The following is a 19,097-nucleotide window of genomic DNA, read 5'->3' on the forward strand; positions in this document are numbered from 1 at the left end:
GATCTGGACTACCCTGGCCCAGTTTGCCGACTGGATCTTCTGCCTGGTGCGGACCGATTTTCAGACCCAGAAGAAGCAGCACGGCATTTCCTTTCTGCTCATCGACATGAAAACTCCAGGCATCACGGTCCGGCCGCTGGTTCTCATGGACGGCGGCCACGAGGTCAACGAGGTCTTTTTCGACAATGTGCGGGTTCCGGCCGAAAACCTGGTGCACGAGGAGGGCGACGGCTGGACCGTGGCCAAGTATCTGCTCGGTCACGAGCGCCTCAACACGGGCAGCATCGGCACCTCCAAGCGCGAGCTGGCCCGCCTCAAGGCCGTGGCCGCCGGCCAGACCAAACACGGCCGGCCGCTGCTCGAAGACCCCCGTTTTGCCGACCGGCTGGCCCGGGTCGAGGTCGAGTTGATGGCGCTTGAGATCACCAACCTGCGCTTTCTGGACCAGATGCGCGGCGGGCGCGACCCCGGTGCCGAGGTGTCCCTGCTCAAGATTCGCGGCACCGAGATTCAGCAGGCTCTGACCGAACTGATGATGGATGCGGTCGGGCCGTTTTCCCAGGCTTTTCAGCCGCTTGAGGCGCCACACTTCGACGCCGACACCGCCCGCATTGCGCCCCGCTACTGCAACTACCGCAAGACGACGATTTACGCCGGCTCCAACGAAATCCAGCGCAATATCATCGCCAAAATGTCCCTGGGTCTGTAAAAGCGGTCGGGCTGGTCATCCTCGGCCACTGCGAGCCGGCTCTCAGGAGAGAAGCCTGTGAATTTTGACTACACGGAAGAACAACAGCTGCTGGCCAACAGCGTTCAGCAGTTTCTCGCCCGGGAGTATACGTTTGAGGCCCGCCGGGCGATTGTCGAGTCCGAGCCCGGCTATAGTGAACAGGTGTGGTCCAGCCTGGCCGATATGGGGCTGTTGGGCCTGCCGTTTTCGAGCCAGGTGGGCGGCTTTGGTGGCGGTGCGGTGGACCTGATGCCGGTCATGGCCGCGATTGGCGAGGGGCTGCTGGTTGAGCCCTACCTGGCCACGGTCGGCCTGGGCGGGCAGTTCATCGCTCGGGGCGGCAGCCAGGCTCAGCAACAGGCGATTCTGCCCGCTCTGATTGCGGGCCGGTGCAAGCTGGCCTTTGCCCACACTGAGCGCGGGGCACGCTACGATCTGGCCCAGGTCGGCTGCCGGGCTACCAAGTCTGCCAACGGCTATATCATTGACGGCGAAAAATGTGTGGTGCTGCACGGCTCGTGCGCGGACCAGCTGATCGTTTCGGCCCGCACCGCCGGCCAGGAGACCGACCCCGACGGCATCAGCCTGTTCCTGGTTGACCGCAACGCGCCCGGGGTCAGCCTCAACTCGTACAAGACGCTCGATAACCTGCGGGCGGCCGATATCCGCTTCTCGGCCACCGCAGTGCCGGCCGACGCCCTGATCGGCCCCGAGGGACAGGCCCTGGAGCTGATCGAAGAGGTCACCGATTATGCCCTTGCCCTGCTGTGCGCCGAGACGGTCGGGGCGGTGAAATTTGCCAATGACGCCACCCTGGACTATCTGAAGACCCGCAAGCAGTTCGGCGTGCCGATCGGTTCCTTTCAGGCTCTGCAGCACCGCATGGTCGATATGATGATCACCTATGAGCAGGTCAAATCCATGGCCTGCCTGGCGTGTGTGAAGGTGGACAGCGCCGAGGCAGCCGAGCGCAAACGGGTGATTGCTGCGGCCAAGATCAAGATTTCGGACGCGTGTCGGCACATCAGCCAGGAGGCGGTGCAGCTGCACGGAGGCATGGGCATGACCGAAGAGCTGAAGGTCAGCCATACCTTTCGGCGCCTGACTACCATCAGCCAGACCTTTGGCGATGCCGAACACCACCTGGAGCGCTTTAGCGCGTGTGGCTGACACATAAGGATAAAGGCGTATGAAAGCAGGCCAACTGCGTCAAATCGGGACTACCGCAGTGTCAGTCACCCAGTATGGGCTCGGCGGCACCGCGCTGGGCAATATCTACACCGCAGTCGAAGACCAGGCCGCGCGTGCCACCATCGAGGCCGCCTATGGGGCAGGGGTGCGCTATTTTGATACGGCTCCGCTGTACGGCAGCGGCCTGAGCGAACTCCGTCTGGGCAAGGGGCTGGCCGACTATCCCCGGGATGAGGTCGTCATTTCGAGCAAGGTCGGCTGGGCGCTTGAGCCCCGACCGGCCGGCCAGACGGCGACGATTGATCTGTTTGACAAGGCTCTGCCGTACCGAGGCGTGGTGGACTATTCGGCCGACGCGATTCAACGCTCTCTTGAAGACAGTCTCGCCCGACTCAACACCGACCGTATCGACATTGTGCTGATGCACGACCCGGACGAGGCTGCCACCATCAGAGGGCTCGATCCCTACGCTGCCAGCCATTTTGACCAAGCCATGGCCGAGGCGTATCCTCTGCTCGACAGTCTGCGCAGCCAGGGTGTCATCAAGGCGCTCGGGGTCGGTATGAACCAGTGGCAGATGCTGGAAGATTTTGCCCGCGCCGGCGATTTTGACTGCTTTTTGCTGGCCGGCCGCTACACCTTGTTGGAGCAGGAGGCGCTCGGCTCATTTTTGCCGCTGTGCGCCCAAAAACGCATCAGCCTGATTATTGGCGGGCCGTACAACTCGGGCATCCTGGCCAGTGGAGCCGTGGAGGGCGCGTATTACAACTATCGGGCCGCACCGCCGGACATCCTGGACCGGGTACGGAGAATTGAGGCCGTATGCGCCCGATATCAGGTATCGCTTCAAGCCGCCGCCCTCCAGTTCCCGTTCGGACATCCGGCCGTGGCTTCCATTATCCCTGGCGCCCGCTCTGTTCAGGAACTGGCTGACAATGTCGACTCCTTCGAGCAGGCGATTCCGGCCGATTTCTGGGCCGAACTCCAACACGCCAAACTCATAGAGCCGGCGGCGCCCGTTCCTGGGGCAGCATAGGGGGCTGGGATGAGCAAGCGCGACCGTGAAATTCGAGACATGATTGAGCGTGCCTGGCAGGAGGAGGAACGCAAAGAACAAAAGGGCTTCTTGAATTTCAACGAGAACGATATGCGGTTGCTCGAAGAGTATTATGCGGGTGGCCTGCCGTACGGTAACTCGCCTGAGGGTTTCAAGCGCTGGTTGCAAGAGCGAGACTGAGCCGGCCGCTGTCAATATCCTCACGTATCGCTTGCAAACAGGCTTCAAAATCGCCCTCAACCAAGCGCCCACCGCTGTCCAGCATGCCGCACTGCATCATCAGATTGATCGAGGTGCCGAAATCGTCGGTGACCAAGTAGCCGTCCTGATCGATGGTCGTGCCGTCCGCTAACTGCCGGCACGGTTACTGGCTGCGGGTGCGCCCGGCAATCGAATTCAGGCTGACAATATACCCATAGGCGGGTTTGCCGAGTGCGTTGCCGAAGCCGATCTCATAGGCCGTGCCGTCGTCCATCAGCAGGCCGCGAAAGGCGTTACAGTTGGCGACGACAATGTCGCAGGCGCGAATCTGGGCGATATCCCCACGATAAATCCGCACTGCGGTTTGCAGGGAGCGCTCCCCAAGCTCGACGTTGTTGTCCATGGGGTGCAGGCCGATAAAGCCGTACTGTTCACACAGCCGACGCTGGTGGTGGGCGTGTTCTACCGCATCGGGCAGAAACACCTCGGGGCCGGCCAGGTACAGGCGTGGTTTTCGTGCCATGGCCATGCTTCTCTCCTGTGGAGCAAATGCAAACGAGCAGGGTGCCTAGAATGTGGGACGTTGATAAAACTCGACATAAAATCGGACCGATCCGAGCGGCTCAATATGGTGGAGGATCTCGGGGACGATAATACCCGAAGTCGCGGGCTCAAGCAGAAACTCCCGGGCCAGGGGGGGCTGAACAATGTAGCGTAGCCGTCCCTCCAGTACGTGTAGTTTAGCCCACACCCCAGGTTTGGTGGAGTGGGCCTTGCGTAGCCCGTCCGGAATCGAGGATGCGTCAAACTCCGGCGTTCGCTTATAAGCCCGGCACCCGTCCGGCATCTCAAAATGATCGCAGTTGGGGCACGCCAAACGCTGCCCCAGTTTTGCCCGCCGTCTGGGCTCGGTCGTGGTCCAGGGCCGGTTGTCAAACGGCGGACGGTGGCGGACATGCTGGCTGTGGCCGCAGTCGAGCTCAGCTACCCAATCTCCAGCTTCATCGCCGTGAAAACCAAGAATGCTGCGTTCCATTTATGACACCATGAAGCTCAGCAGGCCGACGAGCAGGGCACCGAGCGTGCCGAGCGCTGTTCCAAGGCTGGGCAGAAGAGGCCGGTCACCAGACCGGGGCGAGAGCCGAGCGCGGAACCCGGTCGGCACCCGACGCAGGGCCAGGATGACAAAGCCAGTACCGCAATAGGCAAGGGTCGGGATGCCAACGCTCATGGCCTGGGGGATGAGCAACACCACGTCCTGGTAGTCGATGGCTCTGGGCAGGCTGAGCGACAGCACGATAAACAGGAAGAGTCCACTTCCGCCACACAGTACCAGCACGAAGAGAACATTGGCAATGAGAAAGCCGGGCAGGCCCGAGAAGAATTGACTCCGGTCGGCCGCCTTGAGCAGCCTCCAGCCGACGAAGCCAGCCACCCCATCGCAACCGACCCCACACAAGGCGACCAGGGCGTATACGCCCCACGGCCACAGCCGCTCACGGGGATCGAGATACACAAACTGCCACACTCCATCCCCGGCCTGGTAGGGAAGCTCGAAGACGAGTGACTCCAGCAGGGCAAGCAGCTCAAGGGACGGGAAAAAGCATAGGACGTGGTAAAGCAGACTGGTCGCTATCAGCAGGCACAGGCCGGATGGCCAAGGCATGTCCCTCAGGCGTTGGACACAGTTGTGCAACAGCTGAGGGTGGGAGTGTTGGATGCGTTTCCAGTCGAAAGGCGCTGTTTTTTCAGCGACAAGCCAGCTCAGACTGAAGAAGCTGAGCTTGCAGAGCCCAAAGGATACTAGGGCAAGAGCGAAAGCGTTTCTCATGGCGGATCGTTTGTCTAGTGTAGGGCTTTCAGGAGGTGTAAGGAAGGCTTCCCTATGATATAATTGACTATAGTCAGGAACTGACATTCCGACATCTCAGGCGGGCTCCGGACAAGAAACCGGAGCCCGCCTGAGGGGGGATAGCGTGTTGAAACAATGCAGGAACAGGCCGGGGCATGGGCGGCTATAGACGGGTGTTGGACGGCGTGTTAAGTGCCGTTTTGATAGGGGAGGGATGGCAGAGCGGTCGAATGCACCGGTCTTGAAAACCGGCAGAGCCTTAACGGGCTCTCGTGGGTTCGAATCCCACTCCCTCCGTCCTCACAGAATGCCCAGCGGGGGCATCAGCGAAATTTCGTCGGTATAAATGCCGGGCGGCTGGGCGATCACGTCGAGCATGGCGTCGCCAACATCGCCGGGGGTGAGCATTTTGGTGCGGTCCAAGTCGCCGCCGCTCTTATCCCACAGCGGGGTATTGACCGCGCCGGGAATGACCGCAGTGACCTTGATGCCCTGACTCCGGACCTCGGCCGCCATGACCCTGGTCAGACCCAGCGCGCCAAACTTCGAGGCGGTATAGGCGGCCGAGCCGGGCAGGGCGGTTTGGCTGGCCAAAGACAGGATATTCAAGATGTGGCCGCTACGCTGGGCGAGCATGACCTTCAGAGTATGCTTGGCGCATAAATAAGTCGCCCGCAGGTTGGTGTTCATCATGCTGTCCCAGTCGGCGGTGCTGGACTCGACCAGGGGCCCAAAACTGGCGCCGCCGGCGCTGGTGACTAGAATGTCGATGCGACTCCACTCCTGGTGGGTGTGATCGACTAGACGGACAATCTGGTCTTCTTCGCCAACATCGGTCGGGATGACCAGGGCGGTCCCACCGACTGCGCGAATATCGTTGGCCACGGTCTCAAGCGCCGATTTGGTGCGTGCCGCCAGGGCGACCCGGACGCCCGCCGCCGCCAGGGCCAGGGCGGTGGCTCGACCCAGGCCCGAGCCTGCGCCGGTGACAATTGCGGTCCGACCGTTCAGATCGTGTCTGGCCATACGACTCCTCGCTGCAACTGGCTGATTTTGGCTGATGGTGCGCTCAGGCTCACTCTTCGCCGTGGTATTCGAAGAAGTTTTTGGGAGTTTCCCACAGACCGACTCTGGTCAGGCTGTCACCGAGCCGCGGTTTGAGCAGATCCCAGATTACCCGAATAATGTTCTCGCCGGTCGGGTTGAGGCGCTGAAATTCCCGGGTGTCCTCATTCAGATGCTTGTGATCGAAGCGGTCCAGCACTTCTTCCTGAACAACCTGCATCAGTTCTCCCAAATCCATGACCATCCCGGTCTGGGGAGCGATACGGCCGCTGACCGTGACTTCGAGCTCGTAGTTATGGCCGTGGCCGTGCAGATTATTGCACTTGCCGAAAACAGCTCGGTTTTCTTCCTCGGACAGCGCAGTGCTGTGGAGGCGGTGGGCCGCGCTAAAGCCAAAGGTTTTGGTCAAGGAGGCCATGTTTTTCCCTTCTCCGCTCATCACATCGGACCACAGGCTCGGCTCCTCATACAGCCGGACCACAGCCAGGCGGTAGTCTTGCTCTGGCTGGCTGCGCAGCGTGTCTTCAATACGGTCACGCATATATGCGGCCAGGTTTTCGGTGGTGGGGATACGCTCGTGAAAAGCCGGGTGGTCGAGGTTGATGAATTTGTGGTCAAACTCGGCGCTGACCTCTTTGAGGATTCGGTCCAGCTCGGTAATGTTGATGACCATCCCGGTGCGTGGCGAAACCTGGCCGGCCAGGGTGACGCGCAGGACATAGTTATGCCCGTGGCCGTAGGGGCTGACACATTTGCCAAAGGTCCGCTGATTCTGCTCCGGCGTGAATTCAGGATTCCAGTAACGGTGCGAGGCCTCAAATTCGACCAGACGGGTGAGATAGTGCATGGCGCCCTCCACAATGCAGAAATCCAGATATGCGGTCAATAGCGGCCTAGTCCGAGCACTAAACTTGACATAATCCTGCGGAGCGGACGTATTATGCCGAGTCCGCAGGCTGGGACGGGCGGGCTGCTGCCTCGCAGGTGATCAGGGCGATTTCGCGCGGGCTGAACAGACGAATACGTTGGCCGGCGACCCCAATCCCGCGGTTGACGTACAGATAGACGCCCAGCTGTTGGTATAAACCCCGAGAGAAGCTGGTAATGAAGCGGGCCAGGTTGAACCGTCCCCCCCAGCCGGGCAGGGCGAACTGGCCGCCATGGGTATGGCCGGAGAGGGTCAGGGCAATGCCCTGGCGGGCGGCTTGGGGAAAGAGGTCGGGGCGATGGGAGAGCAGGATACAGGGCTCGTCGCTCGGAATGGGAGCCTGGAGTTCGGCTAACAGGGGCAGTTCTTCGAGACCGCGCGCCCAATCCCGGCCCCGGTCATCAAGGCCGATCAGGTGCAGGGCGGCGTCTTGTTTGTGGAGGCTGACGCGCTGATCCTGGAGGACACGTATCGGCGTATGCCGGGCCAAGCCGGCTTTCACCGCTTGAGCGCCAGCATAATGGTCGTGGTTGCCCAGACAGGCAAACACCCCGTAGGGGGCGCTGAGTTCGGCCAACAGCGGAAAATAGTCGGGAATATAGACCGGGTTGGAATCGAGCAGGTCGCCGGTCAGCAGGATAATATCGGGGTCCAGGGCGTTTGTCCGCCTGACACACGCTTGCAGTTCGGACCGGCTTAGATTGGGGCCGATGTGGAGGTCGCTGAGATGGGCGATCTTGAACTGATGCCAGGCGTGGGGCCAGCCCTGGGGACGCAGTCGTAGACGCGACACCCGAACCGAAGCCTGGCCCCAGGTATAGCCGTAGACAAAGATGAGCAGGATACCGCCTATGCCGAGACCGCTGAGCCAGCGGAGCATCTGCCACAGCGGGGGCTGGAGCTGCTCGGCGACTGCCGGCCACGGGGTGAGACTCAGCCCCTGGCCGAGCCCCCAGCCCAGCGCCCAGACTCCAGCGCCCAGGAGCACAAAGATACAACAAAAGACGCTGGTGAAGGCAGAGGCAAAATACAGCCGAATCGGGATACGCAGCCAGGCCGGCAGCCCGCTTCGGTGTCGCATCCCCCGCAACAGGGCGATATTCACGCCAAAGAACAGGAACGGCGGCAGAACATACACGAGCGGCGATAGCCGCAGCTCAGCGCCAAGAATGATGTGCCAGACCCACACCGGGACCAGCCACTGGGCGGCGCTCATCGTCACCAGCAGCGAGAAAAAGAAATACCGAAAGAACCCGCTCCAGCGTGTAGGAGAAAGGACCGTCTGCTCGGAAACGGGGACCGTGATCTCAGGCGATCCCTCAACGGTCATCACGATCTCCGTTCATGGCGGCGTGCTTCGTCCGGTTCGGGATTATGCCTCGGTGTCGATCAGGGCTTTGAGGACGCGGATGACCTTAGCGATTTCCTCAGGCGCGACATCGTCAGGCAGTTCAAGCACGGCCCGCCGGGCTGGACCGAGCGGGATTTCCTGGCGGCACTGGGACAGCTGGGACGTCTGTTTTACAGGGGCTTCGACCGCGGGCAGGACTTGGGCCGGGGCGGACGGCTCGGGGAGTGGTGAGGCCGCAGGAGCGGGGAAGGGCAGGACCGGGGCGGAAGACGGGCTCGTCTGGGGTCCCAATCCGGCAAAACGATAGGATTCGAGGAAGGCCTTGGAGACCGTTTCGGCGTTTTTCTTGGTGAAGCGGTATTTGATGATGAGCTGATTCGTCAGGTTGATATCCGAGGGCATACCGCTGGTTTCGTACTGGCCGAGCAAGCCTTGGAAGATGGTCGGTCTGCCCATGGCTTCGCGCAGGGCGTGATGGCGCTCGTTTTCATCGCCGGCGTGCTCAATGCGCAAAAACAGGTCGCTCACCCGCAAGTCCTTGCCGATGGGCTCAAGCAGGCCAAATTGGCGTAAACTGCTCAATTTGCGGTTAAATGGCCCGGATTGAGCCGCCAGACTCAAGTGTTCGGCTATTGATTCCTTGCTGGTCGGGACTTGGTGCTCGGCCCGAAAGATTGTCCGGACATCCTCCAAACATTCCTGGATGCTGTACGCTGGGGCATTCGGGCTTTTCTGGCGGACTCCCTGCCGGACCATCGTGCGCGTTTCCATGCTGATTTCCTGCCTTTTGCCGACATTGTTATCCACAGTCTGGCTTGGCACTGTGGAAACGGCCATTGTTTATTACTGTAGGCATAAAGCTAAGCCATCTTTACTAACCGCCAAAATTTGTCTTGGCTTTGTACAGGATTAAAGCAAACTTGGAGGACAGGTCAAGCCCTTTGTAAGGCTTTGATATTATTGAATAAATTCCTTTGTATAGCCGTGTCCGAATTTCTTGCCATTAATTACTTCTTTCTCCCTTTTTTATTTCTCAAGTAATCATATTTTTATTGTTCTATTTCTCTTATTCAGAGTATTTTGTTATTTATGCACTTATTCAGGCTAGTATTACTTATTATTTTTTCTATGGAGTAATAAGGGCGGTGGGGCGGGCTCTTGGCGCACGATAAGGGTTCATGGCCGGTGCTTCTTTCTTCCTTGACCCTTTTTTGCCAAGCCCTTACACTCTTGGAAATGGAAAAGACCACGGTCGTCGTTGTCGATGACCATCCGCTGTTTTTATCCGGGGTTCAGCAAATTTTCAAAAGACAGCCTGATTTCGAGGTGGTCGGGGCGGCTGAAAATGCCGCGCAGTTGGCTGCGCTCCTCAAACACTGTCGGCCGGACATCATCCTGATGGATATTGAAATGCCGGAGACGAACGGTCTGGACGCGACCGCGCTCGTCCGTCGTCAGGCCCCGGATGCCAAGGTCGTGATCCTGACCGGCTATGACAATCCCGATCTCATTTTCCGGGCGCTCAAAATCGGGGCTGTGGGCTATCTGCTCAAAAATACCCGGGCCAAAGAATTGCGTGACTCCTTACGGCGGGTGGCGGCCGGGGAAGTGTTGCTCAACCCCGACCTGGCCGCGAAATTCCTGCGCGAGTTCCGCCGTGATCAGGAGGCTGAAGAGCTGCGTCGGCTCGTCCAGACCCTCACCCCGCGCGAAGACGAGGTCCTGAGGCTGGTGGCCACCGGTGCGAGCAACCGCGAGATAAGCGGCCAGCTGTTCATCAGCGAGCTGACCGTCAAGATGCACCTGGCCCGCATCTTCCGTAAATTGCAGGTCAACGACCGCACAAAAGCCGCCATCGTGGCCCTCAAGGCCGGACTGGGAGAGCCATGAAGTGGTGGGCCACGTGCCTGGTGTACGGAGTGGGATGGCTGTGGGTCTGGGGCAGCCAGGCTCCGGCGGCTGCCGCTCCAGCCGCAACCCAGGTCCAAGACCTGCTGACCGAGTGTCGCGCGGCCTATTTTCGGCTGACCGATTATCGTGGCACGCTCCACCGGGAAACCTGGACGCCCGGACACGAACTGCACCGGGAAGAAATCCGGGTGTTGTTCCGCAAACCCGGCTTCCTGGCGCTCAACTGGCAGACCGGGCCGTATGCCGGCACCACGCTGCAAGCCCGACCAGGGTGGAATAACGGCAATTTTCTGCTGACCCTGGGCGGCTGGTTCAACTATGTCAAAATCAGCGTGCCCCTGATCGGGCTGAGCGAGCCCTTTGTCCCCAGCCTGAAAGATGTACACGAATGGCTCGGCGCCCTGCTCGCCCTGTCGCGCCGACCGGTCTCGGACCGGAGTCTTCAGTTGGTCCGAGCCCGGACCGACGATCCGCAGCTGGAGGATGGCCAGATCCTGCTGTCCGTCCCGGCTTTTTTGATCCCTTTTCGGGATAATGCGGTTGCGGTCTACGAGTTTATAATGGAGCGCGGAACCGGCCTGCCGGTCGGTCTGACCCTGCGTGGGACGCACGGCGAAATCCGACAGCGGCTGGTCTACACCGCGCTTGAGGTCAACACTGGATTGACCGTGGACGCATTTGACCGCGTGAGCGGTCAGCCCGCGTCCACCGACGAGACGGCCGCCTTGCCCCAGACCACGGCCACGGTTGATATTCGTGGCTTCGTGCGACACTGGGGCCAGCGCTACGCCGAGATCAGCGACTACACCGGGGTCTGGACCATGACGGCCGCGCGGGACGGGGCGACCGCCGTCCTGGGCCAGCTGCCGTTTAAGTTTCGCCGCCCCTTCGATGTCTATGTGCAACTCGACGGTACGACGGCCGCGCTCTACCGTCGCGGCTGGAATGCCGGACGGATCCGGGTCCGGACGACGCTCGGCGGTCTGCCGCTCATTGGCGACCTTGACCCCGGGGGCTATATCGCCCAGCGTGGTCATCCCTACCCGATTACCGATTTTGGTCTGAACCGGCTGGTCGAACGCACCCAGCACCAGCTGCTACAGGGCTGGTTGCAGGACGAGTTGGAGGCGCGCTTTCTGGGCGTCGTGCGCTATACCGAGCGTCCCTGTTATGTGTTCGAGTTCGTTTTTCCCAACAGTCGCTGGCGGATCTACCCCCACTACCGGATGGTGATGTACTGGGATATTGGGCGTCGTATTCCGATCAAGTTGGAGCTGTTTGACTGGAATGATTGGCTGGCCGAGGGGCACGCCTTTCATCGGCTGCGTCTCAACGTCTCTCTCAGCGATGCAGATTTTCAGCCGACACATCCCAGCTATGACTTTTTGCTCTTTGAGCGTTTGCCATGGCTCGATTGGTTTCTGACCGGCCGAGACTAGGCACGGTCGCTCGGTCCGGGCCGGTTCGGCCGGTGTCCGTCCGTCGGGCCTGCCTGGTGGACGCAGGGAATCGTGATGTCCTCGATCCATGAATTGAGATCAGGCTTCTCTGTGGCGGGGGTGGGTGGGGTGCTGGCCGTGGCCGGCGTGTTTGCCTTCAACCTGGGCTATATCGGGCTGTACTGGGCGTTTCTGCCCCTGTTGGGCCTCGGCGCCTTCCTGTTCATTGAGGTCGGTGAGGACTTTTTTCTGTCCCTCGTCTTGCTGGCCGCAGCCGGCACACTGGTGTACGCCGTCGGTCTGTTCGCCCTGCCGGTTCTTGTCCTGAGTGTCGGACTGATGGCTCCGTTCAGCCTGGTGCTACAGGGACGCGGCGTGAACACGATTCCGAGCACGGTCCGCGACGATGCCCATCCGGGCTGGCGCACGCTCGAGCTGGTATCTCTGTTGCTAATTACCCTGTTTGCCCGCTACGCGGTGTACCGATCTGGGGGCGGCCGGATTCCGCTCCAGATCGGCGAGTTCGGTCCTCTGGTTCTGTTTGTCTTGAGCGAACTCGCCGGATGGATGGTGTTCGCCCTGGGCTATGGCTGGCAGCACCGTTTGCGCTATGGCGTGCTGTACACGCCGGGGCTGGATTTTGCCTCAAGCCTGCCCTCGCTGCTAGTAACCGGCGTCTTTCTGGTCTCTCCCCATGTTGCCATCATGACCCTGGGCCTGAATACGGTTGGGGTGGCCGGCCTGTATCTGGCTTGCCTGCCGGTCGGGGCGGCGCATGTATTCATGCGCACGCTGACCCTGCGTCGGGCCGAGATCGCCCGACAAAACCTCCAGCTGCAAGAGATGACCCGGGAGTTGGTGCGCAACGAGCGGATGGCGGCGATTGGCCAGATTTCCTCAACCCTGTCGCACCAACTCTTGCAGAAAGTCGGCCTGCTGGGCCTCCAGTGCGACCTGCTGCAGGACAGTCTGCGCGACCCCCAGGTGTCGCCCACGCAGCGGTTGAGCGAGGTCGGCCAGCAAGCCGAGCAGCTTGACGAGGCCATCCGCGATCTCAACACCACCCTGTCCGACCTGTTGATTTTTTCACGCGAGGTGGCCGTGCAGCGCCAGTCGCATCGCATTGCCGAGCTGTTGCGGGAGGTAAGCCAGGAACTCCAGTCGGTAGCCGCAGCGCGTCAGGTTGAGCTCGTCTGCACCGGAGCTGAGCAGGACTGTGAGGTCTTCTTGGACCGCATTAAGCTGAAGCAGGCTGTCATCAACCTGGTCACCAACGCAATTGACGCCTCTCTACCGGGCGGTCGAGTAGAACTGGCCTTGAGCCGCGACGCAGACCGTGTGCGGGTCGCCATCCGCGACCAGGGGGAGGGGATTGCCGAAGCCAATCTGGAACACATCTTCTCGCCCTTTTTTTCGACCAAGGAGACCGGGTCCGGGCTGGGGCTGCCGTTTGCCCAAAAGATTGTCGAACTCCACCAGGGGACACTGCGCGCCGACAATAACGCCGAAGGAGGGGCGACCTTTGTGGTCGAGATGCCGCGCCGCAGGGTTGCGCAGACTAACTGATGGACGGCAGGTCAACAATGATGGGCGTTTGAGTAAGAAAAGGTCATCGTTCACTTTTGGTATGGGGGACAGGCGTGGAACTGGAGGGACGGGTTGCGCTGGTGACCGGGGCGGCCCGGCGGCTGGGACGGGAGATTGCCCTGGAGTTGGCTGCGGCTGGGGCGGATATCATTCTGCATGTGCATACCTCGTCCGCCCTGGAGTTGGCGGCCGCCATCCGCCGTCGTGGGCGGCGGGCGCTCATCCTCAGGGCGGATTTGAGTCGGGTGGCCGACGTCCAGCAGTTGAGCGAGCGAGCCCTGGAGTTTGACGGCCGGGTCGACGTGTTGGTGAATAATGCCGCCCTGTTTTACCCCACCCCCATTGCGAGCCTCAGCACCAAGCAGTGGCGCGCCTTTCTGAACACCAACCTGACTGCGGCCTTCTGCCTGGGGCTTTACCTGGGCCGGGCCATGCGTCGTCAGGGGGCGGGAAAAATCATTCAGCTGGGCGATTGGAGCGGACTGCGGCCGTCCCGGGACTATCTGGCCTACTGTGTCTCCAAAGGTGGCATCCACGCCCTGAGTGCGGCCCTGGCCAAGGCCTTGGCGCCCGAGGTGCAGGTCAATACGGTTGCGCCCGGCCCGGTCTTGCCCCCCGTCGCGTATACGGCTGCCGAGCTGGAGCGCCTGCGCCGTGACACGCCCCTGGGCCGGCTCGGCAGCCCGCGCGATGTGGTCCGGACGGTACGCTTTCTGATCGAGCAGGGAGATTTTATCTCGGGCGCGACGTACGTGCCCGACGGGGGGTGGCTGGTGAGTGGTCCGGACAAGGAATCGTGATGTCCTTCTCCATCAATTGAGATCACAATTCTCTTTTAGTGGCAGGGACACGGTCTCGTAAGAGTGCTCACACGGTGCCCCGGGGGCAAATAGATAGTGGTAGGACTGGGTGTGGGTCTGGTAGGCCAGCAGGCTGGACGAACAGGTGCCGTAGCCGTTCAGGTGCAGGCACAGGCTGTTGCGGGTGTCGGGTTGGTAGGGGGTGTCCTGGTCTGCCAGGCCGGGCGGACTCGAACCGTGGTCGGCCATCAGGCGGCGCAGCTGGGGGACCAGACCGGCAAAGGAGACGGCCTGGGAGGTCTGGCCGAGCCGCTGGAAGTGGGGCCGCAAACGCGCGATGCGGGGACAGCTGGGGTCGTTGAAGTCGCGGTTGGTAAACAGGTACAGACCCGGCTTGAGGGAGTGCAGGGCGAGCGTGGTGGGGGTGGTGTTGAGGACATAGGCCTGCTGGGCGTCGGCGATGACCAGGGTGAAGGGATTATAGTCGTGCGGAGAGGAGCGGGCCAGGTGGTCGGCGGCTTGGGCGGCCGACGGATGGCGCAGGGCGTCGAGGCACAGCTGACCGCGCGAGCGGCGCTGCGGATCCGGGGGCAGGAGTGACTGGCGGTTGAGAATACCGGCCATGACGCCGAAGGCGTTGACGCCCAGCCAGGTGCCACCGGCGACCCGGTCGCGACCACCCCAGATCCAGGGCTCGCGTGCCAGCTGGAGCGGGGGATCCGAGGGGCGGGCCAGGAGTTCGTCGCGGTTGGCCGCAGCCACAATCGGATAGTCGGCAAAGACGCGCGAATACAGGGCTAAGGTACACATTGCGGGGGCGGATTATAGAAGCGGGAAGGGCCGAATGCAAGCCGAGCGGATGGGTCGCGCGCGTTGTCTTTGGCCCACCCCTATGCTAGGTTGGGCCAAATTATTCGCCTGGGAGGAAGGATGTTCGAATCTATTGAAGACGTGATCAGCAAATTTGCTGACGAGCAGTATATCTGTGATCGGCGTATTGCAACCATCGTCTATCTGGCGAGTCATCTGCAAAAACCGATTCTGGTCGAGGGACCGGCCGGGGTTGGCAAGACCGAGCTGGCCAAAGTCGTAGCGGCGTCTCTGCGGTGTCAGTTGATCCGCCTGCAGTGCTATGAGGGGCTTGATGAAGCCAAGGCGCTGTACGAGTGGGAGTACGCCAAGCAGTTGCTATATACCCAGATTCTCAAGGACAAAATCAGCGAAACCCTCGAAGGGACGACGACCCTGAACGACGCGGTAGAGCGGATTGCCGACCAGGACACGGTGTTCTTTTCTGACCGCTTCATTCTGCCCCGGCCTCTGCTGCAAGCCATCTCGGCCACTGAGCGGCTCGTCCTGCTGATTGACGAGATCGATAAATCAGACAGTGAGTTCGAGGCGTTTTTGCTCGAGGTGCTGAGCGACTTTCAGGTCAGTGTGCCGGAGCTGGGTACGCTACAGGCCAAGCAGATCCCAATCGTCGTGCTGACCAGCAATAACGCCCGGGAGATGTCGGACGCGCTCAAACGGCGCTGTCTGCACCTGTATATCGATTTTCCGGATCGCAAGCAGGAACTCGATATTGTCAAGCTCAAGGTACCGGGTGTGTCCGAGAAATTGGCCGGGGAGGTGGTCGAAATCATCCAGAACATTCGCAAGCTCGATCTCAAAAAGGTCCCGAGTATCAGCGAAACTCTGGACTGGGCCAAGGCCCTGACCCTGCTCAACGTGCACAAGCTTGAAGAAGGGGTGGTGAACGAGACCCTGAACACCATCCTGAAGTATGAGGGCGATGTGCGCAAAGCCGAGGCCGAGCTCAAGGACTACCTGCAGAAGAAGAAGGCCCAGACCGTTGAAGAAGCCGAGCAGGAAGACAAAGACCTCTTGCACTGAATGGGGGCGGGCGGGGTGGGCGCTTGGCCGACCCCGCCGGACGGGAGCGTGTGCGTATGGACGATAAGATTATTGAATTTGGCAACCTCCTGCGTCAAAACGGCCTGAAGGTGTCGGCGGCCGAAAATATGGACACCTTTGCCGCCTTGGGCCTGCTCGGCCTTGGGGATCGCGCGGTGGTCAAGGATACGCTGCGCTCGACCCTGGTCAAGCGCGCGGTCGATATCTCGGTCTACGACGAACTGTTCGACATGTTTTTCACCGGCCTGGGGGAAATCATCAAAGAGGCCGGCGCGGCGACCAGGCAGGCCATGGAAATGTCCGAAGAAGAGTTCCAGGAGTTTCTCGAACAGCTCAAAGAAGCCCTTGAAAACATGGGCTCCGAGCTGTCAGAGCTGGCTCAGGCTCTGCTTGAGAATAATACCGGCCAGCTGGAACGCATGTTGCGCGACGCGGCCGAACAGGCCAACCTGCAGGATATCCAGCGTTCGTTTCAGGAGGGGCAGTTTGCCAATGCGGTTGCCCAGCAGCTCGGCTTCGGCCAGCTGACCCAGGAGTTGGCCAACCTGAAAGACGCCCTGCAGCAGGCCGGCCTGTCGCCTGAACAGATTGAACAGATGATGGCTTACCTCGACCGGCGCCTGCAGGACTTGGCCCACATGGTCCGCAGCTATGTGCGGGCCGAGCTCGAAAAGCAGGACTCCCAGGTCCGCGACCAGCAAAAGATGCGCAGCCTGGCCGATAAGAGCTTCTATTATCTGACCGAAGACGAAATTCGGAAAATGAAAGAGGCGGTGGCCAAGCTGGCCCAGCGTCTCAAACAGGTCATTGCCATCCGCCGCAAACACGCCAAAAAGGGCCGCTTTGACCTGCAACAGACGCTACGCAAAAACCTCCAGTATGGGGGCGTGCCGTTCAAGATCGTGCTCGACAAGAAGAAAAAAGAAAAGCCTCAGGTCGTCATCTTGTGCGATGTCTCAGACTCTGTGCGCAACGTCTCGCGTTTCATGCTTCAGTTTGTGTACTCCATCCAGGATTTGTACTCCCGGGTGCGGAGCTATATTTTTGTCGCCGACCTTGGCGAGGTCACCCGTCTGTTCGAGGACAACGATATTCATTCGGCCATTGACCTCTCGCTGCGGGGGAATATCATCAACATCTACGCCCACTCGGATTTTGGTCGGGCGTTTCGGACCTTCCACCGCGACCATTTTTCGATCATCAATAAGCGTACCACGGTCATCGTCCTGGGAGATGCCCGCAATAACTACAATCTCCCCCACGAGTGGGTGGTCAGAGAGCTGCAACAGCGCGCCAAACAGGTGATCTGGCTCAACCCGGAGAGCAAGCTCACTTGGGGATTTGGGGATAGTGAAATGGACCGCTACGCGCCATATTGCAGTATGGTCGAAGAGTGCCGGAACCTGAACCAGCTGTACCGGGTGATTGATCGTCTGGTCACCGCCTGAGCGCCGCGTGGAATAAGGGGGACAACATGGCCCGAGAGAACTTTATCGAGATGCGTGTCGGCGGTTTAACCCTCGACCCGATGACGAAAACCCCGATCGTAATCCTCAAGGACGAGGACAACAAACTCAATCTGCCGATTTGGATCGGCCTCATGGAAGCCACCGCCATGGCCACCGAACTGGAGGGCATTCGGATGGCACGGCCCATGACCCATGATCTGCTCCGCCGTTTGATTGACGAGCTGGGCGGTCAGGTCGAATCGATTGAGGTCACCGAACTTAAGGACAACACCTATTACGCGTCGATCTGCCTGCAGGCCGGAGAGAAAAAGCTGACCATCGACTCCCGGCCCAGCGATGCGATTTCCCTGGCCCTGCGGACCAAAAGTCCGATCTTTGTGGCCAAACAGGTGCTTGAGGCGTCCAGCGTGTTGCAGCAGCTCGAAGACGGCCAAAAAGACGACACCAACCTCTCCAATGTGTCGCGCGACAAATGGGCTGAAATTCTCGAAAAAATGTCCCCGGACGATTTCAAATACAAGATGTAAGGAAAAGGGCATCGTGATGTCCTTATGATATCAGTTGTTATCACGATTCCCTTTTGTCGCATGCGACCCGAACGCAAAGCCGCCTTAACCCGCCAGCCAATTGAGCGGCTGGCGGTCTGGGCTCAGCAGCTCTCAGACTGGAGTTGGCAGTGGCGGAGGCTAATTGGTAGCGTGGCCGGTCTCGGGCTGGTCGGGCTGGTCGGGTGGGGCGCGTTGAGTCTCATGTGGCACCACCAGACCAGCAATGGTTTGGACGCCCTGCGAGCAGGCTTGGAGCAAATCGCTGTCCCTGAGCGCGATCCTGAGGCCCTGGCCGGAGCGATTCAGTCGTTTGAAACCGCAGCCGAGCTGTTGGCCGGCCAGCCGCGGCAGTTGGCTTTCTGGCACCTCGGCCACGCCTATCAGCAACAGCAGGAGGGGGATCGCGCGGTTGCGGCCTATCACGCCGTGGTGGCGGACGCCAGGCACGGCGACCATTATCTGGTGCAACTGGCCTGGCTCAAGCTGGGCGCTCTGGCCGAAGACGCCGGTGATACTGAGCTGGCTATCAGCCAGTATACCCGGGCTGCGGAGAGTGACGGCCCGATCCAGGCGCAGGCTTTTTTGGCCTTGGCCAAGGTTTTCGAGACCGCCGGGGATCATCAGCAGGCCCAAACCTACTACCGGAAATTTGTGGACACGGCCGACAATTCGTCCCTCAAGGAATTGGTCGAGTATAAGCTGGATGAATAGGGAGGACGGAAGGTCAGGACTGAGATTCTTTTATGTCTGATAAGATATATTATGTCAATTATTGGGTCTATATCTTGCGAAATCCCACGGCTCGCCCACCAGAGTAGCCAGAGCAACGCACCACCGCCCTCTGTCCGGTTCCTAGACGGCAGCGCGGCCCGCTGGTGTTGACGAGTAAGCAGAGAGCCAGAGCCTCAGGTCTGTTTCCAACGATCGAACCTCAACAAAGTTGAGATCAGCATGACACGCCTTTACTCTGGATGGCAGTCCGGGTTGGCGATCTCCAGGCTCATGGAGTGTCGCCCATCTCAGTCCTCTGAGTCGCGCAGACTGGACGGGTGTG

21 protein-coding genes and 1 tRNA gene are annotated in these 19,097 nt (G+C 60.4%); 13 read left to right on the plus strand and 9 right to left on the minus strand.

Annotated elements, in window-relative coordinates; genetic code table 11:
• The 4 genes from J4F42_14200 to J4F42_14215 all read left to right on the plus strand — a co-directional run.
• On the plus strand, positions 1-709 hold a 709-nt coding region (locus J4F42_14200; GenBank protein ID MCE2486663.1), incomplete at its 5' end, for a hypothetical protein.
• A 57-nt stretch (positions 710-766) separates the two neighbouring features.
• Positions 767-1,900, plus strand: coding sequence for an acyl-CoA dehydrogenase family protein (locus J4F42_14205; GenBank protein ID MCE2486664.1), 1,134 nt, complete (start codon positions 767-769; stop codon positions 1,898-1,900).
• A gap of 19 nt (positions 1,901-1,919) precedes the next feature.
• Positions 1,920-2,957, plus strand: coding sequence for an aldo/keto reductase (locus J4F42_14210; GenBank protein ID MCE2486665.1), 1,038 nt, complete (start codon positions 1,920-1,922; stop codon positions 2,955-2,957).
• Between the two features lie 9 nt (positions 2,958-2,966).
• Complete coding sequence (locus tag J4F42_14215) at positions 2,967-3,158, plus strand: hypothetical protein (GenBank protein ID MCE2486666.1); 192 nt, start codon at positions 2,967-2,969, stop codon at positions 3,156-3,158.
• On the opposite strand, the gene J4F42_14220 is transcribed toward J4F42_14215, so the two are convergent.
• Genes J4F42_14220 through J4F42_14235 form a run of 4 tightly spaced genes read right to left on the minus strand, consistent with a single transcriptional unit; the run spans position 3,130 to position 4,845 of the window.
• Positions 3,130-3,294: a hypothetical protein gene (locus tag J4F42_14220; protein ID MCE2486667.1), complete on the minus strand. Its 165-nt coding sequence runs from the start codon at positions 3,292-3,294 to the stop codon at positions 3,130-3,132. The genes J4F42_14215 and J4F42_14220 overlap by 29 nt on opposite strands.
• A gap of 48 nt (positions 3,295-3,342) precedes the next feature.
• Positions 3,343-3,708, minus strand: coding sequence for a nucleoside 2-deoxyribosyltransferase (locus J4F42_14225; GenBank protein MCE2486668.1), 366 nt, complete (start codon positions 3,706-3,708; stop codon positions 3,343-3,345).
• A 39-nt stretch (positions 3,709-3,747) separates the two neighbouring features.
• On the minus strand, positions 3,748-4,215 hold the full coding sequence (locus tag J4F42_14230) for a DUF3565 domain-containing protein (protein MCE2486669.1): 468 nt from the start codon (positions 4,213-4,215) through the stop codon (positions 3,748-3,750).
• Positions 4,216-4,845 carry a hypothetical protein gene (locus J4F42_14235; GenBank protein MCE2486670.1) on the minus strand — a complete coding sequence of 210 codons (630 nt, stop codon included), beginning with the start codon at positions 4,843-4,845 and terminating at the stop codon, positions 4,216-4,218.
• Positions 4,846-5,239: 394 nt separating this feature from the next.
• Here J4F42_14235 and J4F42_14240 point away from each other — a divergent pair.
• Positions 5,240-5,328: transfer RNA gene (locus tag J4F42_14240), tRNA-Ser, on the plus strand.
• A 3-nt stretch (positions 5,329-5,331) separates the two neighbouring features.
• Here the strand turns inward: J4F42_14240 and J4F42_14245 are convergent.
• The 4 genes from J4F42_14245 to J4F42_14260 all read right to left on the minus strand — a co-directional run bounded on the left by J4F42_14245 (position 5,332) and on the right by J4F42_14260 (position 9,146).
• Positions 5,332-6,057, minus strand: a complete 726-nt coding sequence (locus tag J4F42_14245; GenBank protein MCE2486671.1) for an SDR family NAD(P)-dependent oxidoreductase — start codon at positions 6,055-6,057, stop codon at positions 5,332-5,334.
• 49 nt (positions 6,058-6,106) lie between these two features.
• A complete protein-coding gene (locus J4F42_14250) occupies positions 6,107-6,943 on the minus strand; it encodes a 6-carboxytetrahydropterin synthase (protein ID MCE2486672.1) in 837 nt (278 codons plus the stop codon).
• A 91-nt stretch (positions 6,944-7,034) separates the two neighbouring features.
• Positions 7,035-8,354 carry a metallophosphoesterase gene (locus J4F42_14255; GenBank protein ID MCE2486673.1) on the minus strand — a complete coding sequence of 440 codons (1,320 nt, stop codon included), beginning with the start codon at positions 8,352-8,354 and terminating at the stop codon, positions 7,035-7,037.
• Positions 8,355-8,396: 42 nt separating this feature from the next.
• Positions 8,397-9,146 carry a hypothetical protein gene (locus J4F42_14260; protein ID MCE2486674.1) on the minus strand — a complete coding sequence of 250 codons (750 nt, stop codon included), beginning with the start codon at positions 9,144-9,146 and terminating at the stop codon, positions 8,397-8,399.
• Between the two features lie 465 nt (positions 9,147-9,611).
• Between J4F42_14260 and J4F42_14265 the strand changes: the two genes are divergently transcribed.
• From J4F42_14265 to J4F42_14280, 4 genes are all read left to right on the plus strand, one after another.
• A complete protein-coding gene (locus tag J4F42_14265; protein MCE2486675.1) occupies positions 9,612-10,265 on the plus strand; it encodes a response regulator transcription factor in 654 nt (217 codons plus the stop codon).
• Complete coding sequence (locus J4F42_14270; protein ID MCE2486676.1) at positions 10,262-11,725, plus strand: DUF1571 domain-containing protein; 1,464 nt, start codon at positions 10,262-10,264, stop codon at positions 11,723-11,725. Before J4F42_14265 ends, J4F42_14270 begins: the two co-directional genes overlap by 4 nt.
• 111 nt (positions 11,726-11,836) lie before the next feature.
• A complete protein-coding gene (locus tag J4F42_14275; GenBank protein MCE2486677.1) occupies positions 11,837-13,291 on the plus strand; it encodes a HAMP domain-containing histidine kinase in 1,455 nt (484 codons plus the stop codon).
• A 74-nt stretch (positions 13,292-13,365) separates the two neighbouring features.
• Positions 13,366-14,112, plus strand: coding sequence for an SDR family oxidoreductase (locus J4F42_14280; GenBank protein ID MCE2486678.1), 747 nt, complete (start codon positions 13,366-13,368; stop codon positions 14,110-14,112).
• Between the two features lie 12 nt (positions 14,113-14,124).
• On the opposite strand, the gene J4F42_14285 is transcribed toward J4F42_14280, so the two are convergent.
• On the minus strand, positions 14,125-14,922 hold the full coding sequence (locus tag J4F42_14285) for an NRDE family protein (GenBank protein MCE2486679.1): 798 nt from the start codon (positions 14,920-14,922) through the stop codon (positions 14,125-14,127).
• A 120-nt stretch (positions 14,923-15,042) separates the two neighbouring features.
• Between J4F42_14285 and J4F42_14290 the strand changes: the two genes are divergently transcribed.
• The 4 genes from J4F42_14290 to J4F42_14305 are packed head-to-tail and all read left to right on the plus strand — an operon-like array spanning position 15,043 to position 18,754.
• Positions 15,043-16,005 (plus strand): MoxR family ATPase, encoded by a 963-nt coding sequence (locus J4F42_14290; protein ID MCE2486680.1) that lies wholly within the window; start codon positions 15,043-15,045, stop codon positions 16,003-16,005.
• Between the two features lie 56 nt (positions 16,006-16,061).
• Complete coding sequence (locus J4F42_14295) at positions 16,062-17,474, plus strand: VWA domain-containing protein (protein MCE2486681.1); 1,413 nt, start codon at positions 16,062-16,064, stop codon at positions 17,472-17,474.
• Between the two features lie 26 nt (positions 17,475-17,500).
• Positions 17,501-18,022 (plus strand): bifunctional nuclease family protein, encoded by a 522-nt coding sequence (locus J4F42_14300; protein MCE2486682.1) that lies wholly within the window; start codon positions 17,501-17,503, stop codon positions 18,020-18,022.
• 24 nt (positions 18,023-18,046) lie between these two features.
• Positions 18,047-18,754, plus strand: coding sequence for a tetratricopeptide repeat protein (locus J4F42_14305; protein ID MCE2486683.1), 708 nt, complete (start codon positions 18,047-18,049; stop codon positions 18,752-18,754).
• The last annotated feature ends 343 nt before the right edge of the window (positions 18,755-19,097 follow it).

The organism is Desulfurellaceae bacterium (assembly GCA_021296095.1).
Taxonomy (GTDB): Bacteria; Desulfobacterota; Binatia; order Bin18; family Bin18; genus JAAXHF01.

What these genes read in the sequence shown, in the direction of transcription:
- J4F42_14210 (MCE2486665.1), top strand. Translation starts at nt 1,920, where the DNA reads ATGAAAGCAGGCCAACTGCGTCAAATCGGGACTACCGCAGTGTCAGTC.
- J4F42_14215 (MCE2486666.1), top strand. Translation starts at nt 2,967, where the DNA reads ATGAGCAAGCGCGACCGTGAAATTCGAGACATGATTGAGCGTGCCTGG.
- J4F42_14225 (MCE2486668.1), bottom strand. Translation starts at nt 3,708, where the DNA reads ATGGCCATGGCACGAAAACCACGCCTGTACCTGGCCGGCCCCGAGGTG.
- J4F42_14230 (MCE2486669.1), bottom strand. Translation starts at nt 4,215, where the DNA reads ATGGAACGCAGCATTCTTGGTTTTCACGGCGATGAAGCTGGAGATTGG.
- J4F42_14235 (MCE2486670.1), bottom strand. Translation starts at nt 4,845, where the DNA reads ATGCCTTGGCCATCCGGCCTGTGCCTGCTGATAGCGACCAGTCTGCTT.
- J4F42_14245 (MCE2486671.1), bottom strand. Translation starts at nt 6,057, where the DNA reads ATGGCCAGACACGATCTGAACGGTCGGACCGCAATTGTCACCGGCGCA.
- J4F42_14250 (MCE2486672.1), bottom strand. Translation starts at nt 6,943, where the DNA reads ATGCACTATCTCACCCGTCTGGTCGAATTTGAGGCCTCGCACCGTTAC.
- J4F42_14255 (MCE2486673.1), bottom strand. Translation starts at nt 8,354, where the DNA reads ATGACCGTTGAGGGATCGCCTGAGATCACGGTCCCCGTTTCCGAGCAG.
- J4F42_14260 (MCE2486674.1), bottom strand. Translation starts at nt 9,146, where the DNA reads ATGGAAACGCGCACGATGGTCCGGCAGGGAGTCCGCCAGAAAAGCCCG.
- J4F42_14265 (MCE2486675.1), top strand. Translation starts at nt 9,612, where the DNA reads ATGGAAAAGACCACGGTCGTCGTTGTCGATGACCATCCGCTGTTTTTA.
- J4F42_14270 (MCE2486676.1), top strand. Translation starts at nt 10,262, where the DNA reads ATGAAGTGGTGGGCCACGTGCCTGGTGTACGGAGTGGGATGGCTGTGG.
- J4F42_14285 (MCE2486679.1), bottom strand. Translation starts at nt 14,922, where the DNA reads ATGTGTACCTTAGCCCTGTATTCGCGCGTCTTTGCCGACTATCCGATT.
- J4F42_14290 (MCE2486680.1), top strand. Translation starts at nt 15,043, where the DNA reads ATGTTCGAATCTATTGAAGACGTGATCAGCAAATTTGCTGACGAGCAG.
- J4F42_14295 (MCE2486681.1), top strand. Translation starts at nt 16,062, where the DNA reads ATGGACGATAAGATTATTGAATTTGGCAACCTCCTGCGTCAAAACGGC.
- J4F42_14300 (MCE2486682.1), top strand. Translation starts at nt 17,501, where the DNA reads ATGGCCCGAGAGAACTTTATCGAGATGCGTGTCGGCGGTTTAACCCTC.
- J4F42_14305 (MCE2486683.1), top strand. Translation starts at nt 18,047, where the DNA reads ATGATATCAGTTGTTATCACGATTCCCTTTTGTCGCATGCGACCCGAA.